Origin of the sequence: Paracoccus stylophorae, from assembly GCF_028553765.1 — a bacterium.
GTDB classification, from domain to species: Bacteria; Pseudomonadota; Alphaproteobacteria; order Rhodobacterales; family Rhodobacteraceae; genus Paracoccus; species Paracoccus stylophorae.
The window spans coordinates 201,505-215,713 of record NZ_CP067134.1 but is presented as its reverse complement, the minus strand read 5'-3'; the positions used below and the strand labels follow the sequence as shown (position 1 = coordinate 215,713).

General features: G+C 64.1%; 15 protein-coding genes and 1 pseudogene. 10 read left to right on the top strand and 6 right to left on the bottom strand.

The genetic code is table 11. The annotated features are described in order from the left end of the window. Nucleotides 1-11: 11 nt before the first annotated feature. Nucleotides 12-386 (bottom strand): sensory rhodopsin transducer, encoded by a 375-nt coding sequence (locus JHW45_RS01070; protein ID WP_272859125.1) that lies wholly within the window; start codon nt 384-386, stop codon nt 12-14. A gap of 10 nt (nt 387-396) precedes the next feature. Further along, on the bottom strand, nt 397-837 hold the full coding sequence (locus tag JHW45_RS01065) for a PPC domain-containing DNA-binding protein (RefSeq protein WP_272859124.1): 441 nt from the start codon (nt 835-837) through the stop codon (nt 397-399). A 157-nt stretch (nt 838-994) separates the two neighbouring features. Between JHW45_RS01065 and JHW45_RS01060 the strand changes: the two genes are divergently transcribed. The 5 genes from JHW45_RS01060 to JHW45_RS01040 are packed head-to-tail and all read left to right on the top strand — an operon-like array spanning nt 995 to nt 6,467. After that, nucleotides 995-1,855 carry a hypothetical protein gene (locus JHW45_RS01060; protein ID WP_272859123.1) on the top strand — a complete coding sequence of 287 codons (861 nt, stop codon included), beginning with the start codon at nt 995-997 and terminating at the stop codon, nt 1,853-1,855. Further along, on the top strand, nt 1,852-2,472 hold the full coding sequence (locus JHW45_RS01055; RefSeq protein WP_272859122.1) for a gluconate 2-dehydrogenase subunit 3 family protein: 621 nt from the start codon (nt 1,852-1,854) through the stop codon (nt 2,470-2,472). The genes JHW45_RS01060 and JHW45_RS01055 overlap by 4 nt, the downstream gene beginning before the upstream one ends. Then, the gene (locus JHW45_RS01050) at nt 2,469-4,118 is read left to right on the top strand and encodes a GMC family oxidoreductase (RefSeq protein ID WP_272859121.1); all 1,650 of its coding nucleotides are present in this window, start codon (nt 2,469-2,471) and stop codon (nt 4,116-4,118) included. The genes JHW45_RS01055 and JHW45_RS01050 overlap by 4 nt, the downstream gene beginning before the upstream one ends. Continuing rightward, nucleotides 4,111-5,964, top strand: a complete 1,854-nt coding sequence (locus JHW45_RS01045) for a glycoside hydrolase family 15 protein (RefSeq protein ID WP_272859120.1) — start codon at nt 4,111-4,113, stop codon at nt 5,962-5,964. Before JHW45_RS01050 ends, JHW45_RS01045 begins: the two co-directional genes overlap by 8 nt. Beyond that, complete coding sequence (locus tag JHW45_RS01040) at nt 5,961-6,467, top strand: hypothetical protein (RefSeq protein WP_272859119.1); 507 nt, start codon at nt 5,961-5,963, stop codon at nt 6,465-6,467. Before JHW45_RS01045 ends, JHW45_RS01040 begins: the two co-directional genes overlap by 4 nt. Nucleotides 6,468-6,488: 21 nt before the next feature. Here JHW45_RS01040 and JHW45_RS01035 read toward each other — a convergent pair whose 3' ends face one another. Then, the gene (locus tag JHW45_RS01035) at nt 6,489-7,493 is read right to left on the bottom strand and encodes an SDR family oxidoreductase (protein ID WP_272859118.1); all 1,005 of its coding nucleotides are present in this window, start codon (nt 7,491-7,493) and stop codon (nt 6,489-6,491) included. A 178-nt stretch (nt 7,494-7,671) separates the two neighbouring features. On the opposite strand from JHW45_RS01035, the gene JHW45_RS01030 reads away from it, so the two are divergent. Then, on the top strand, nt 7,672-7,947 hold the full coding sequence (locus JHW45_RS01030; protein WP_272859117.1) for a hypothetical protein: 276 nt from the start codon (nt 7,672-7,674) through the stop codon (nt 7,945-7,947). A gap of 39 nt (nt 7,948-7,986) precedes the next feature. Here the strand turns inward: JHW45_RS01030 and JHW45_RS17900 are convergent. Next, nucleotides 7,987-8,100, bottom strand: a pseudogene (locus JHW45_RS17900) (IS3 family transposase); the annotation flags it as partial. A gap of 442 nt (nt 8,101-8,542) precedes the next feature. Here JHW45_RS17900 and JHW45_RS01020 point away from each other — a divergent pair. From JHW45_RS01020 to JHW45_RS01010, 3 genes are all read left to right on the top strand, one after another. Then, the gene (locus JHW45_RS01020; protein WP_272859116.1) at nt 8,543-10,105 is read left to right on the top strand and encodes a glucose/sorbosone family PQQ-dependent dehydrogenase; all 1,563 of its coding nucleotides are present in this window, start codon (nt 8,543-8,545) and stop codon (nt 10,103-10,105) included. A 342-nt stretch (nt 10,106-10,447) separates the two neighbouring features. Further along, complete coding sequence (locus JHW45_RS01015) at nt 10,448-10,630, top strand: hypothetical protein (protein WP_272859115.1); 183 nt, start codon at nt 10,448-10,450, stop codon at nt 10,628-10,630. Between the two features lies 1 nt (nt 10,631). Beyond that, nucleotides 10,632-11,288 (top strand): GNAT family N-acetyltransferase, encoded by a 657-nt coding sequence (locus tag JHW45_RS01010; protein WP_272859114.1) that lies wholly within the window; start codon nt 10,632-10,634, stop codon nt 11,286-11,288. Between the two features lie 308 nt (nt 11,289-11,596). Here JHW45_RS01010 and JHW45_RS01005 read toward each other — a convergent pair whose 3' ends face one another. Next, nucleotides 11,597-11,782, bottom strand: a complete 186-nt coding sequence (locus JHW45_RS01005) for a hypothetical protein (protein ID WP_272859113.1) — start codon at nt 11,780-11,782, stop codon at nt 11,597-11,599. Between the two features lie 593 nt (nt 11,783-12,375). Between JHW45_RS01005 and JHW45_RS01000 the strand changes: the two genes are divergently transcribed. After that, on the top strand, nt 12,376-12,582 hold the full coding sequence (locus JHW45_RS01000) for a capsid cement protein (protein ID WP_272859112.1): 207 nt from the start codon (nt 12,376-12,378) through the stop codon (nt 12,580-12,582). Nucleotides 12,583-12,718: 136 nt separating this feature from the next. On the opposite strand, the gene JHW45_RS00995 is transcribed toward JHW45_RS01000, so the two are convergent. Then, nucleotides 12,719-13,783 carry a PDDEXK family nuclease gene (locus JHW45_RS00995; RefSeq protein WP_272859111.1) on the bottom strand — a complete coding sequence of 355 codons (1,065 nt, stop codon included), beginning with the start codon at nt 13,781-13,783 and terminating at the stop codon, nt 12,719-12,721. Nucleotides 13,784-14,209 lie beyond the last annotated feature (426 nt).

Here is a 14,209-nt window from a genome sequence, read left to right as displayed (position 1 = left end):
CGTTTCTTCGCTCAGCCCGGATATGCCATCGTGGTCAGCAGCGCATTTTCGGATTGTCGAGAATCCAGCCGCGTATGCTGCACGACGACAGGCTGATCGGATTCGATGATGCAGGCGTAATCGGTCCCGCGCGGCACTGCCGCCGGCTTGTCAAGATCGTTGAAGCGTTGATGCAATGTGCGCCGGGCCCCGACCGTCAGCCGATAGGGTCCAATCGGCTCGCGGTCCGAGAAATAGATCGTCAGCGTCACCTGCGCGTCCGTATCCCCCGCGTTCAGGATGCAGACCGTCTCATGGCTGGTCATCTCGGGTTCGGGGCCGTTGCTCGCCTTGGGAATATAACCCTCTGCGATCGCCCAGCGGTGATGTCCAATGGGACCTGGCACGGTTCTTCTCCTATGTCTTTGCCAACGCCAACAGGGCAAGCCCGGTGTCGGGATCGGTGCGGCGGCGAAGGTGGTCCGGCGACTCGGTCAGCAACACCTCCAGCGTGGGATGGACGTGACCTTCCAGAAGATGGCCGCCATGCGCCGTCCCATCCTTCTTGGCGACCACGACATGCGCATGCAGCTTCACCCCGTCATGCGCCACGGCGAAATCTCCGATCAAACTCGCGACCTCGACCTGCTCGTTGATGGGGATGCGCTGGTAATCCTTTCGACCGAAATCGAAAAATCCCAAGGTGACGCTGGAGAATGCGCCCAAGGCCGTGAAGCGGGCCGCGGTCACATCATTCTGGCGGGCGAACGTCAGCAGGGATTTCACAGCTTCATCACCGTCATCCAGCGCCACGACCCAGGTTTTTTCCCGATCGCTCTCAAGCTTCTGCATCTTCATGGGAAGCCCCCGGACTGAACGCGGCTCACCTTTGAAACGCCTTGCCCACGCCTTTGTTCCGCGATCATCCGCATCAACTTCCGGTGTGATCGGGAACGATAAAGCCTGACAGCCCGTTGCATTTCTTGAGGTTCGACTTTTTGCGCAAGGCAGATCCATGCAAAAGCTTGCCCGGAACACCCGCCGTCCCGACGTTCAGGCTGCGCTGATCGGTGTGGGTGCGCTGGCCCTGCTGGGCGGTACGGCAATCCTTGCGCGCCGCAAGGCAAGGCTGGCTCCGCAAAGGAAGGTGCAACTGGCGGCGCAGACCATGGGGGCAAGCATCGTGGCCGACAGCGCGATGCAGCATCTGCGCGGCGGATTTCATAATCCGGCAATGTATGCCGCACCGGCTTTGGCAACGCTGTCCACCGCGGGCACGCTGGCGCGGACGCAGGCAGGCCGACCTCTGCACGTCGCGGCCATCGCGACCGGCGCGGCCGGGTTGTCCTTTCACGCCTACAACATCGTGAAACGTCCGGGGGGCGTCAGCTGGAACAACCTGTTCTATGCGGCCCCCATCGGTGCGCCCGGCGGGCTGGCCGTGACCGGGGCGCTGGCGCTGGCCCAGCGCGCGACCACGCGCGGGCACGGACGCCTGCTGGCGGGGTTCGTCGCGTTGGCCACGCTGGCGGAAACCGCCGAAGTGGCGCTGCTGCATTATCGCGGCGCATGGCACAATCCGGCGATGTTCACGCCCGTCACCCTGCCACCCGTCGCCGCCGCGCTGCTGCTGGACCAGGCGCTGTGGCCGCGCCCGGCCGTTCGGCGGCTGACCCGCGGCGCGCTGCGACTGATGGCGGCGATGGGCGTCGTCGGCACCGGTTTCCATATCTACGGCGTAAGCCGCAACATGGGCGGCTGGGGCAATTGGCGACAGACGGCGTTCGCAGGCCCCCCGGTGCCCGCGCCGTCAAGCTTCTGCGCGCTGGCGCTGGCGGGGGACGCGGCGCTGGACCTGATCGAGGATGCGCCATGACCGGAAGATTTCATCCCCCCTACCCCGGCTGGAACGTGCTGGACAAATGGGACAGCCCCTCGTTCAACGACGTCACCCGCGCAGTGCTGCGCAAGCGGCTGGAAGAGGTGCCAAAGCGGCGTTTTTTCACGCGAAAAGAGTGGCCGACGCTTCAGGCCCTGTGCGACACGGTGCTGCCACAGAACCACAATGCCGACCCTGTTCCGCTTGCCAACTGGATCGACGCCGCGCTGCACGAGGAGCGCGGCAGCGGCACGCGCCACGCCGACATGCCCGCCCCGCCCAGGGCATGGCGGCAGGGGCTGGCCGCACTTGATGCCGAGGCGCGGGCACGCGGCGCGGCGGATTTCGCATCGCTTATGCCCGACGCGCGCGGCGCGCTGCTGCATGACGTGGACGCAGGACGGCTGCGCACCGATTGGCAGCGACTGCCGGCGCGACGATTCTTCCGCAATCTGGTTCTGGCCGAGATCGTGGCGATCTACTATTCCCACCCGACGGGACAAAGCGAGATCGGTTTCGGCGGCCCGGCCAGCCCGCGCGGCTATGTCCGCCTGCAACCCAATCGCGCAGACGCCTGGGAAGCGCCGCCGGGCCAGTGGGAGGAGACGCCGTGAACGGTTGGGCCGATCCTGCCCCCCGCGCCGTGGACGGTCGGGCGCCGGATGTTTTCAGCACGGCCGGCACCGTGCCGATGCGCCAGTTTTCCGACCGCGACGCGGTGGATTTCGCCATCGTCGGCACCGGCTGCGGCGGCGGCGTGCTGGCGGCGAAACTGGCCGAGGCGGGGTTTTCCGTCGTCGCCTTCGATGCCGGCCCGTTCTGGCGGCCTCTGGCGGATTTCGCCTCGGACGAGCGCGAGCAGGACAAGCTCTACTGGCTCGACCCGCGGATTTCGGCGGGCGACGACCCGGTGGAGTTCGGTCAGAACAACTCGGGCAGGGCCGTCGGCGGCTCGACCGTGCATTTCCAGATGGTGGCCTTGCGGTTCCGCCCCGAATGGTTCGCCTCGCGCAGCCGTCTGGGCTACGGCGTCGACTGGCCCGTCGACTGGCGCACCATGTGGCGCTATTACGACGAGGTCGAACGCGCCTGCGCCATTTCCGGCCCGGTAAACTATCCCTGGGGTCCCAAGCGGCACTATCCCTATCGCGCGCATGAAGTGAATGCCGCCGGGCAGGTGCTGGCGCGCGGGGCCGAGGCGTTGGGGGTGCCCTGGGCACCGACGCCGCTTGCCACCGTCTCGGCCCCGCGCGGGAAATCGCCGCCTTGCGTCTATCGCGGCATGTGCAAGATCGGTTGCTCCACCAACGCCAAGCAAAGCGTCCTGATCACATTCATTCCCCGCGCCCTGGACGCGGGCGCCGAGATCCGCGATCTGGCCATGGTGGGTCGGATCGAGACGGAAGACGGCCGCGCCACGGGGGTCGAATATCACCGGGACGGACAATGGCGGTTCCAGCGCGCGCGCAACGTGGTATGCGCAGGCTATTCCATCGAGACGCCGCGCCTGCTGCTGAATTCGGCCAGCGGCGCGCATCCGCACGGGCTGGCAAACTCCTCGGGCAATGTCGGGCGCTATCTGATGGTGCATCTAAACGATGCGGTCTGGGGCGTGATGGAAGACGAGATCCGCTGGTACAAGGTGCCGCCGTCCATGGCCTGCTGCGAGCACTGGAACTACATCGATGACAAGGATTTCGACGGCGGCTATTCCTTCATGAGCCAAGGGCCGCTGCCCACCGATTTCGCCCGCATGCTGGTGACGAACGAGGGCGTTTTCGGCGACGAGTTGCACAGGCAGATGGCGCTTTACAACCGGATGGCCGGGCTGAAGATGGTGGGCGAAACGATGCCGCAGGCCGACAACCGCGTGACGCTGGCCGATGAACATGACGATCTGGGACTGCCCCGCGCCCATGTCACCTATTCTTGCTGCGACAACGACCGCCGGATGCGCCGTCACGCGCGCGATTTCATGGCGCGAATGCTGGCGGCCGCAGGCGGCAGCGAATTGCTGGAAACCGGTTCGACCGCGCATCTGATGGGCGGCTGCCGGATGGGCAACGATCCCGAAACAAGCGTTACCGACAGCGACGGGCGCACATGGGACATCCCCAACCTCTGGGTCTGCGACGGCTCGCTGATGCCGACGGCTGGCGGGGTCAACCCGTCGATGACGATCATGGCCAACGCCGCACGGATCGCGGACCGCATCACGGCGCTGGCGGGGCGCGGCGAAGCAGAGCGCGCGCATGGCTGAAGCTCTGGTCCCGCTGGACGAAAGGCGGCCGCGCTATGCCCCGATCGCGGATTATGCCCTCATCGGCGATACGCATACCGCGGCGCTGGTGGCCAGGGATGGCTCTGTCGACTGGCTCTGCCTGCCGGACATGCCCGACGATTCGGTCTTTGCCGAATTGCTGGACGCCGAGCGCGGCGGTTGCTTCTTGGCTGGACCGGTGCACAGCGCGCGCACCACCCGCCGCTATCTGCCGCATTCGCCGGTGCTGGAAACCACGTACGAGACCGCGGACGGTGTCCTGCGGATCACCGATTTCATGCCCATCCCCCGCGACGGGCGGCAACGCAGCGTCGCGGCAGCGCGCCGCCTGATCCGCATCGTGGAGGCAATCGAGGGGCGGCCGCAGCTGGCACTGCGGTTCACCCCGCGGCCCCGTTATGGCGAAGTGCTGCCACGGCTGCGCCGGCGCGGTGCGGACCGGTGGACGATGAGCGACGGGCGCGATTTCCTGGCGCTCGACTCCGACGTGCCGCTGGAGCGCAGCGCGCAGGCCACGCTGGACGCGCGCGTCAGGCTGGAACCGGGGGAACGGCGCAATGTGGCGCTGTCCTTCTGCCGCAGCGATATCGGCGTGTTGATGCCGCTTGCCGATTGTTCCGATGAGCTGACGGCAACGCTGGAATGGTGGCGGGATTTCTGCCTTAACTGCACCTACAAGGGCCCGTTCCAGGATGCGGTGATCCGCAGCTTCATCACCCTGCGCCTTCTGACCTTCAGCCAGTCCGGAGCGGTGCTGGCCGCGCCCACCACCAGCCTGCCCGAGGCGGTGGGCGGCACGCGCAACTGGGATTACCGCTTTTGCTGGTTGCGCGACGCGTCGTTCATCCTCGGCAGTTTTCTCGATCTCGGCTATGAGGAACAGGGCGAGGCGTTCTTTCGCTGGCTGATCCACGCCACGCAACTGACCGAACCGCGGCTGGACGTGTTCTATGACGTGTTCGGCCATACCATGGTGCCCGAACGCGTCCGTCACGCGCTGGAAGGCTGGCGCGGCTCGGGCCCCGTTCGCACCGGCAATGGCGCGCAGGGCCAGTTGCAACTGGATGTCTATGGCGAGATCGCGAACTCGGCGCTGCTTTACGTGAAGGCGGGCGGCACGCTGGATTTCGCACAGCGCCGCCGGCTGGCGAAATTCGCCGATGTCGTCTGCGAAAGCTGGACGTTGCCCGACAACGGCATGTGGGAAATGCGCGACGAACGCCGCCACCACACCTATTCCAAGGCGATGTGCTGGGCGGCGCTGGATTCGGTGCTGCAACTTTGCGCGATGGGCCACCTGCGGCTGGACACCGCCCGCCTTGAACGCGAGCGTGCGGCGATCCGCACCAATATCCTGACCCATGGGCGCAGCGCGACGCAACCCACGCTGAGCGGCGCCTATGGTCACGACTATATGGATGCGTCCCTGCTGCTGCTGCCGCGCCTGGGGCTGATCGCGGCGGACGACCCGCTGATGGTGGCGACCTTCGAGCGGATCGACCGCGATCTGGGCCACGGCGCGCAGATCCGGCGCTATCCCGACGGGATGGACGGGTTCGCCTCGACCGAGGGCACCTTCACCGCCTGCGGCTTCTGGGCGGCCGATTACCTGGCACGGCGCGGGGACACGCAGGGGGCGCGGGACCGCATCGCCGAGCTGTTGAATAACGCCAACGATCTGGGCCTGATGTCCGAGGAAACCGACCCCGACACCGGCGACATGCTGGGCAATTTCCCGCAGGCATTCTCGCATGCGGGGCTGATCCGGGCCGCGGCAACGCTGGCGCGGCAGGAACAGGGCCGCGAACCGGAGGACAAGATGTGACACATTGGCAGGATGTGGCTGCAACATGGCCTGCAATCGTGCTGTGGGGGCTTGTGGCCTCGGGCGCGATGGCGACCGCGCTGGAAGGCTCGCGGCTGCTGGGCTTTTCGCGGATGAGTCTGCCGTTCCTGTTCGGCACATTCTTCACGATGCGCCGCGCCTGGGCGATGGGGCTGGGATATGTGACCTATCTGCTGGGCGGTTGGGTATTCGCCATCCTTTACGCGATGATCCTGAACGATGTCGGAAAGGCGGCGTGGTGGACCGGCGCGCTGATCGGGCTGGCGCATGGTGCGTTCCTGGTGACCGTGTTCCTGCCGCTGCTGCCCTTCGTCCATCCGAATGTCGCCACCCATTACGATGGCCCCTCGGCCCTTGCCCGGCTGGAGCCACCAGGCCCGTTCGGCCTGAACTATGGCTATCCCACGCCGGCGACGACCATCATCGCGCAAATGCTTTTCGGGCTGATCTTTGGCGCGGGCTATGGTTTGGCGACCGGTTGAGTCGCGCAACTTCGCTTCGAGTCAGCGCCGCCTTGCGGCATCCGCAAGCAGCCAGCCGGACCCGAACACGCCCGCGATGCCAGCGATCGCCAGACCGGCGCGGATCGTGCCGGCCGGCCACCCGGTCACATGGCTGCGCGTTCTGGCGCCGAACCGGCCTGTGGCGCCCATGTCGCGATCGACCGGCGCAAAGAGGTTGTCGGCGCGGGCATCCTCATCCATCCGCGCACCCATCTGGCTGCTCCACGCCTTGCTGGCCATCATCCGGTCCATGATGGCCGGCGCCGCCAGCGTTCCCAGAATGGACTCCGCGGCCGGTGCGCCGATCCACATTTCCCGCGGGCAGGTTTCGGCGGCCCGCAGGATCTGACGCGCGACAGTTTCCGGCGCAAAAATCGGCGGGACGGGCTGCGGCTCGGCCCCCATGCGCGACCGCGCCCAGTCGAATTGCGGGGTATTGACCGCCGGCAGATGCACCATCGTCAGGCGGACCGGACTGCCTTCATGCTCCAGTTCGCAGCGCAGCGAATCCGTGAAGCCGCGCACCGCCGCCTTGGCCCCGCAATAGGCCGATTGCAGCGGGATCGACCGATAGGCCAGCGCCGAGCCGACCTGCACGATGGTCCCGCTTTCCTGCACCCGCATCTGCGCCAGCGCGGCAAGCGTGCCGTGGACTTGGCCAAGATACGTCACCTCGGTCACGCGGCGGAATTCCTCTGGGGTGACATCGCGTGCGCGGCCGAACACGGTGACCATGGCGTTGTTGATCCACAGATCGATCGCGCCCCAACGATCCACCACCGCCCGCGCTGCGGCGGACACCTGATCGGCATCGGCCACGTCCGTCTCGATGACCAAGGGCTCACCGCCCGCCCTGCGCACCTCATCGGCCGCGGCGTCAAGCCCGACACGCCCCCGCGCCAGCAGCGCGACGCGCATGCGACGCTGCCCCAGTTGACGCACCACCGCGCGCCCAACGCCGGCGGATGCGCCGGTGACAACTGCAATGGACGATGAACCGATCATGCCCGATCCTGCCTTTCGTCACGATGCGCTGAAGCGGCCGGGTTCGGTCGCTTGATGGCAGGAGCGGAACGCGGCAGATTTCCGCAGGTTCCGCTACGTAAACCGTCTTTCTGACGCAGGCGAAGAAAGCTGGCCGAAGGTCGCCCTGCCTGCGCGACCGTTAGCGGAAATTGTGCGGATGCTGAAAATCCTTCGCTTTCTACCGCACCATTGCCGCAAACCACCACTTGCGCCGGCGCACGAGGCTCCAGAATCTGCCATTGTACCTTTGCCCCGGCCTGGCGCCGGCCATGGACCCGAGGTGGTCCCGTTCTTTGCCGTCGATCCGACGATCCGCAAGATCATCTACACCGCCAATTCCATGGAACATCTGAACGGGGTGATCGCAAATCCATCAACACCCGTGGCTCATTCCCGGAAGAGAAAAAAAGGCGGCAGAAATTTCCGGGAATGATTTACCGCGCGCAATCGATTCGCTGTCATGTTCGACGAGCGCTTCTATCGTCAGCTTTTGTCTGCGGGATCTAACAGCGGATATGCCGATCTCGCGCATCAGTCTGCCCACACGGCGGTGCCCGACATCCAAACCCGTCTCTTTCAGGATCTCCCGCTCCTCGTTCAGGATGCGACCTCGCGCCGAAGGCAGTCCTTCTCTCGGTCCAGCCCAAAACCTCGTTCGACACCACGTCTCTGTCTCGATGACGCCGATGATCGCAAGATCATCGCCCGGTGCCCCGTGGCGGGCGCCGGCATCAGCTGGTCCGATGTTCACGACAGGATGCTGGAGGCCGTGGAGGTGCGGTTCGGCGGCTACCGCGCGCCACGTCCCATCGAGACTTAGAACGGTGCGCCGCTGATGCGCAGCCCGCGAAGTGACCGGCACGAGTGCGAGTTCACCTCTCTCGGAAATAGAGTTCCCGCAGCCTTCCGGCCTGGGCCGGAACACTTCAGCCTGGTGCCGCGTTGCTTATGTTCTTCTGAGCGCGCCACTATCGCTGCCCGCAGCGGCACCCGGCCCGCACAACTCCTCGTTAAAAGGAATGTTCACCATGCGCGTCCGGAAAGCCCTCTGCCTGACCACGATGTTGACAGCAGCCATGCTGTTGCCGGCTGTCGCCCAACAATCGCCGGACGACGTGACGAGGGCCGAGTTCCCTCTCGAGAAGCTGGTTCTCGCCGAAGGGCTTGGCAATCCCTTCGAGATCCGCATCGGTCCCGATGGCTGGCTCTGGCTGACCGAGCGCACTGCTGGCAGGCTGAGCCGCGTGAACCCTGAAAACGGCACCGTCCAAAGCGCATTTGAGTTCAAGATGCCCGCCTTTACCAAGGGCGCACAGACCGGAGTCATGGGATTTACCTTCCATCCCGAGTTCGGCAACGGCAGCGACCAGATTTTCGTTTACCTTTCCTACGACGACGAGACGCGCACCGATCCGACCCATCCCGACGAAGCCGATCCCTATCACCGCATGTTCAACAAGATCGTGCGCCTCGACTATGATGAGGCAAGCGGGAGGCTGTCGAACCCAACCGACATATTGACCGGTATCCCCGCCAACAACGACCACAATTCCGGCCGCATGGAAGTTGGACCGGATGGCCTGATCTATCTGACCGTCGGCGACCAGGGTCACAATCAACTGGTGAACTGGTGCCGGGCCATCGAATCGCAGACCCTTCCAACGGCCGATCAGATCGCCTCCGAGGATCATTTTGCCTACCAGGGCAAGGTGCTGCGCCTGAACCTCGACGGAAGCATACCCGAGGACAATCCCGAGCTTGAAGGTGTCCGCAGCCATATCTTCAGCTATGGCCATCGCAACCCGCAGGGCCTTGCATTCGGACCGGACGGCACGCTCTACGCAAACGAGCATGGGCCGGATTCGGATGACGAGATCAACGTCATCACCGCCGGCGGTAACTATGGCTGGCCTTATGTCGCGGGTCAGCAGGACGACAATTTCTACATCTACGCACGTTGGTCCGATGCTTCGGTGCCTTGCGAGCAGCTCGAGCCGATCGGCCCCTCGCAGGGTGCGCCCGACAGCGTGCCACAGCAGAAGGAAACCGATTGGCAGGCACCCGAGAATTACGTGGCGCCGATCGCCACCATGTTCACCGTGACCGAGCCGCTGCCCGGCTGCGAGGATTTCGGCTATTTCTGCCGGCCAAGCGTCGGCCCCTCCTCGATCGTCTATTACGACAGCGACGGGGTTGCCGAACTGTCGGGGCGGCTGCTGACCACGACGCTGAAGCACGGCTCGATCTACGCACTGGATCCCGCGGCGGAAGAAGGCGCGGAATTCACCCGCTATTACCTTGGACAGAACCGACTGCGCGACATCGAAATCGCCGATGATGGCCGCACCATCTACCTGCTTACTGACTCGCAAGGCGGCATTCAGAACGAGGAAGGCGGGGGCGCCAGCGGGCTCGAAAACCCCGGCGCAGTGTTGGTCTATACGGTGCGTGAGACGAACGAGAGCGTTGCGACCGAGAAGCCGGCTTCTGACCCGGAAGCCGCTGAGCAGCAGGCAGAAAGCGGCGATGCCGGCAGAAGCGAGGCGACGGCGCCGGAAGATCGTCCTGCGGAGCAAGAGGCTATGCATTGAAACCGTCCTGATCGCGCCGCCACGACATTTTCGGCCGATCTGAGGGTCCATGGAGCACGCGCCCGGCGGCGGCGCGCTATGCCAAACGAGTGCCGGCCCAGCATCGCTCTTGCGGTCACTGGTTCCGGTCTCCCCATCCTCCTCACCGCCGCCGGCCCGCCCTACCGCCCTTTATTGAGCGAGCGGGCCGGCACCAGCTCATCGCTACTGGCGGACGCTGATAGACGACTGAGAACGCGACCATTTCAGCTTGGTGACAACAGCCGGTGTAAAACGACGGGTTCTATGATGAAATGCCGCACGCCATGATGTCCGGAAATTCCGATTCGAGGAGTTTGGCCCATGGCAGCACATCACAGCCTCAACGAGCGCCGGATCATCGCCAAGATGCTGCATCGCAAAACGACGGTTGCAAAGCTCGCCCTGCATCTCGGCCGCCGGCGCAACTTCTGGCACAATCTCGGAGCCGCGATGGCTGCGGAATGCTGGCCGGTCAGCGCCCATACCTCACCGCCGGTCATGTAAGATGACGCAGCAACCAACATCATCGAACCGTGCCCTTGACGACCGTCCGGTCGCCATTCGTGCGCTGACGTCGGACGAATTGTCCGCGGCGACCGCTTTGTTAACTCGTGGCATGCTGAGCAACCCCTTGCATTTGAAAGTGTTCGGTGTCGACCCGGTTCATCTGAAGCGACGTCTGTCGCGATTTCTCGGCCCTCTGATGACCTATGTCCATTCGAACGGGGTGGTGATCGGTGCTTTTGTGCAGGGTCAGATGATCGGCGTGTTGGGCATGATAAAGCCCGGCTATTGTCGGCCCAGGCTGGGCGACAGATTATCTATTGCCGGCTCCATTCTGACTTCAGCACCGCCAACCGTTCTGCTGCGCATCTATATCTGGTTGGCCATCTGGGCGCGCAATGACCCAGACGAGCCGCACTGGCATATCGGTCCATTAGCCGTGCTTCCAGAAAACCGACAAAGCGGCGTGGGACGCCACTTGATGCAGTTTTGTTGCCAGAAACTGGACTCTCTCGAAGCGACGGCTTGGCTGGAAACCGATCTGGCGATCAACGCAGAGTTTTACCGCAGTTTGGGCTTTGTCATGGTCAGAAAGGAACCTGTGCTTGGCGTGCCAATCTGGTTCATGAGCCGCTCTCCGGAATGGGCTCAGGGATGAAAGGCTGATTATGCCAACCGGCGACAAGCGAGCGCGCAGCAGAAAGCGTCATTCAGCCATGCAGACGATCAATGGACGTAGCATCTGCAGAATGTCAATTGTTCTTTCATGAGCGTCAGAACCTCTTGAAGGTTTTTGTGAACCCATGGATCCTCACCGGGCGGCGCTCTTCGTGGCGAATGTCTGCTGTTGACGGTGACGGCACGGGCCAGACATCAATTTATGCAATCATCTGACAAAATCTTGAAACTCCTATGACGGTCAACTTCCCTCGCCCACGAGATGACGAGCCCTTTGCCTGGGGATTGTCAGGCGCAGAGCCTGCGGAAATCTGGGAACGGTTCTCCCCTGCTTATGAGCAGCAACTGGAACGGCTGGTTCGGGTCCTGGAAGAGTTGGAGTTCAGGCCAGCCATTGGCGGCGCGGGTTCGGAAGACGGCGAGTATGTTCGCGCTGAACACACCGACGACGGCCGCGTCGTGTTCTTCTATCATCTCGAAGATCCAGCCTCCTGTCAGCGGTCTGATCGGCGACCGAATAAACGGCGCTGGTGGTGGCGGTGCTAAGCACCCGCTTCACGGTGGCGACGTCGAGGATCTCGACCTCGTAGGCTTCGGGCTCCTCTGTCAGAGGCACCTCGAGCCCGCCCCAGCTCTCGGCGGCGAGCGCGCGGGACCGGCGCGTCCGGCGGATCTTGAGATCGCTGGAGGGGCGGCGTGCGCCACGGCTGCTCACATGAGCGACGGAAAATGGTCGCAGCCCATCAGATCAAGTTGGCAGTGTTCTCCAGGGGTCTGAATAAGGGGCACAACCGAAAGTTCATCCTATCAAGATGCGTCTTCTGTCGCTTTCCAGTGGCCCGGTTCAATTTCTGTTCGGGGCCAGCGGCGGGGGCGGTCGCCGAGGGGGCGGATGGGGCTTGGCATGTCTTGTGCCTCGATCACCTTCGGGGGGCGTTGGTGTTGGGGATCACCTACGCGAGCGACGGCGAGATGGCCGCCGCGCTTGCGGACCTCAACCGGCAGATCGCAGGGGCAACCGACCGCATCTCGGTCGTCCGCATCCAATCCTCGAAAGGGCTCTGACCATGCGCAACTACCTCCAGAACGGCCACATCGTTAGCGTCACCACGTCCGCCGGCGGCATCGCCTCGGGCGACGCGCTGGTCGTCGGCAACATCTTCGGCATCGCCGCCTACTCTTCGGCCGAGGGCGACCCGGCGGTCGAGACGGCAGGGAGCGGAGTCACCAGCGTCGCGGTGCGGCTGGACGGCGTGGCGACGGCGGCGGCGTGACAGCTTTTCGTCAATTCAGTCTAGGTGCGGGCCAGACGTGAAATAGGGCATAATCCGTTCCGAGAGCTCCTCAATCTCCGCCTCCGTGAGGCCGACGGCGGGCAGCGGAGAGCGGCTAGCAAGTCGGGACCGACCGCTATTCCGAGGGTGCGAATGCGATCTCTTTGTCAGGAAATGCGTCGCGCAAACTCACCATTGCCTCGTCAAACGCCCCGCCACCCCATTGGTTCAGAAAGGCGTAGGCGCGTCCTTCGAAGTGTAGGAGTTCGTCATCACCGCAGAAGTAGCGGCCTGGATCGAAATTCCGCCCTTCCCTTGCTCGGGCCTCCTTCGCCAAGCGATGGAAGTTCTCAGCCACCACCTCGCCCTCTACGGACACAAGGGCCCGATTGCCCCACGGGCCACAATGTGTCGCGACCTCCTCCGGTGCGATGCCGCTCTCCACGAGGTGGCGAAAAACCTGATAGATCGCGTGTCGCTTCCGCAGCGCCGTCAGTTGGCGCCCGCCGAGGGTGACGTCGTAGCTGGTCCAGTCTCGCGTGTCCGTGCGCGCCTCGCGCTCCTTGCGCTTCTTCTCGGTGACGCGGACCTGGTATTCCGCGACCTCCGGAAGCGGGATGATCTGCTGGACATCAACGAGGACACGACCATCGAGGCCGTAGGGCTGGAGGCGCACGCAGCGGAGGTCGATGCCGCGCTCGATGAGCCAGAGAACAGATGTGGTCAGCTCGCGGTTGAACTCGGCCGACGCGAGGACGATCCTGACGTCCTGCGCGAAGGCATCCTCGTCCGGCTCGTCCCACCCGAGGAAGTCGAGCAGTTCGGCACGCGCATCCGTGTCGGCCTTGCCGATCTGCGTGAGATAGCGAGCGAACACATCGGCAGCCTGGTCGAAGGTCATGGTGGAGACCATCGCCGCGTAGCGGATGGCCTGCAGTTCCATGTGGCCGCCGTCTTCCGTCCGCTTGAGCTCGATCACCACGAGGTTCGCATCGCGGTCAATGCCGAGGAGATCAATGCGCCGGCGCGACTCGTCCCAGTCCCCGAACTCCTCCGCGACCACCAGCGTGTCAGGTGCGACCACGGCGATGTTCGCCCGCAGCAGCCTCTGCAGATCGCGCCGCTCCTGCAGCTGCATCAGACCGAACGTGGTCTTGCTCAGGGGACGGATTTCTTTACTGGCAAACTCGTAGATCGGCATGGGCAATTCGGACCTTTCGGGAATTGCTCCCATCCAAGCGCAGCGGCACCGCGCGGGCAAGCGCCGTCAGCAGCGAACGCTCCGCGAACATCGTCCGGTCCCGTGTCGCATCCGTGTTACACGGAGGAATCGGGGATGTTAGTAAGCCTTTGGAATCTTTGGGGAGTGCTCCGGACAGCCTTGCGACACGACGCGACACGCAAAAGCCGCCCCGAGGGCGGCCTAAGTGTTTGATATCTTGTCGGAAAGTTTGGTTGCGGGGGTAGGATTTGAACCTACGACCTTCAGGTTATGAGGCTATGCTATTGATATTGCTCGATTCATTACGAATCAACGACTTGCGCCACAACCGTTTGTTATCGCGCGCTTTGCTTCCAGCATTCGGCGACTCTCATCGTGCTTCGCCGCGCGGGAAAGGCGCTCAAA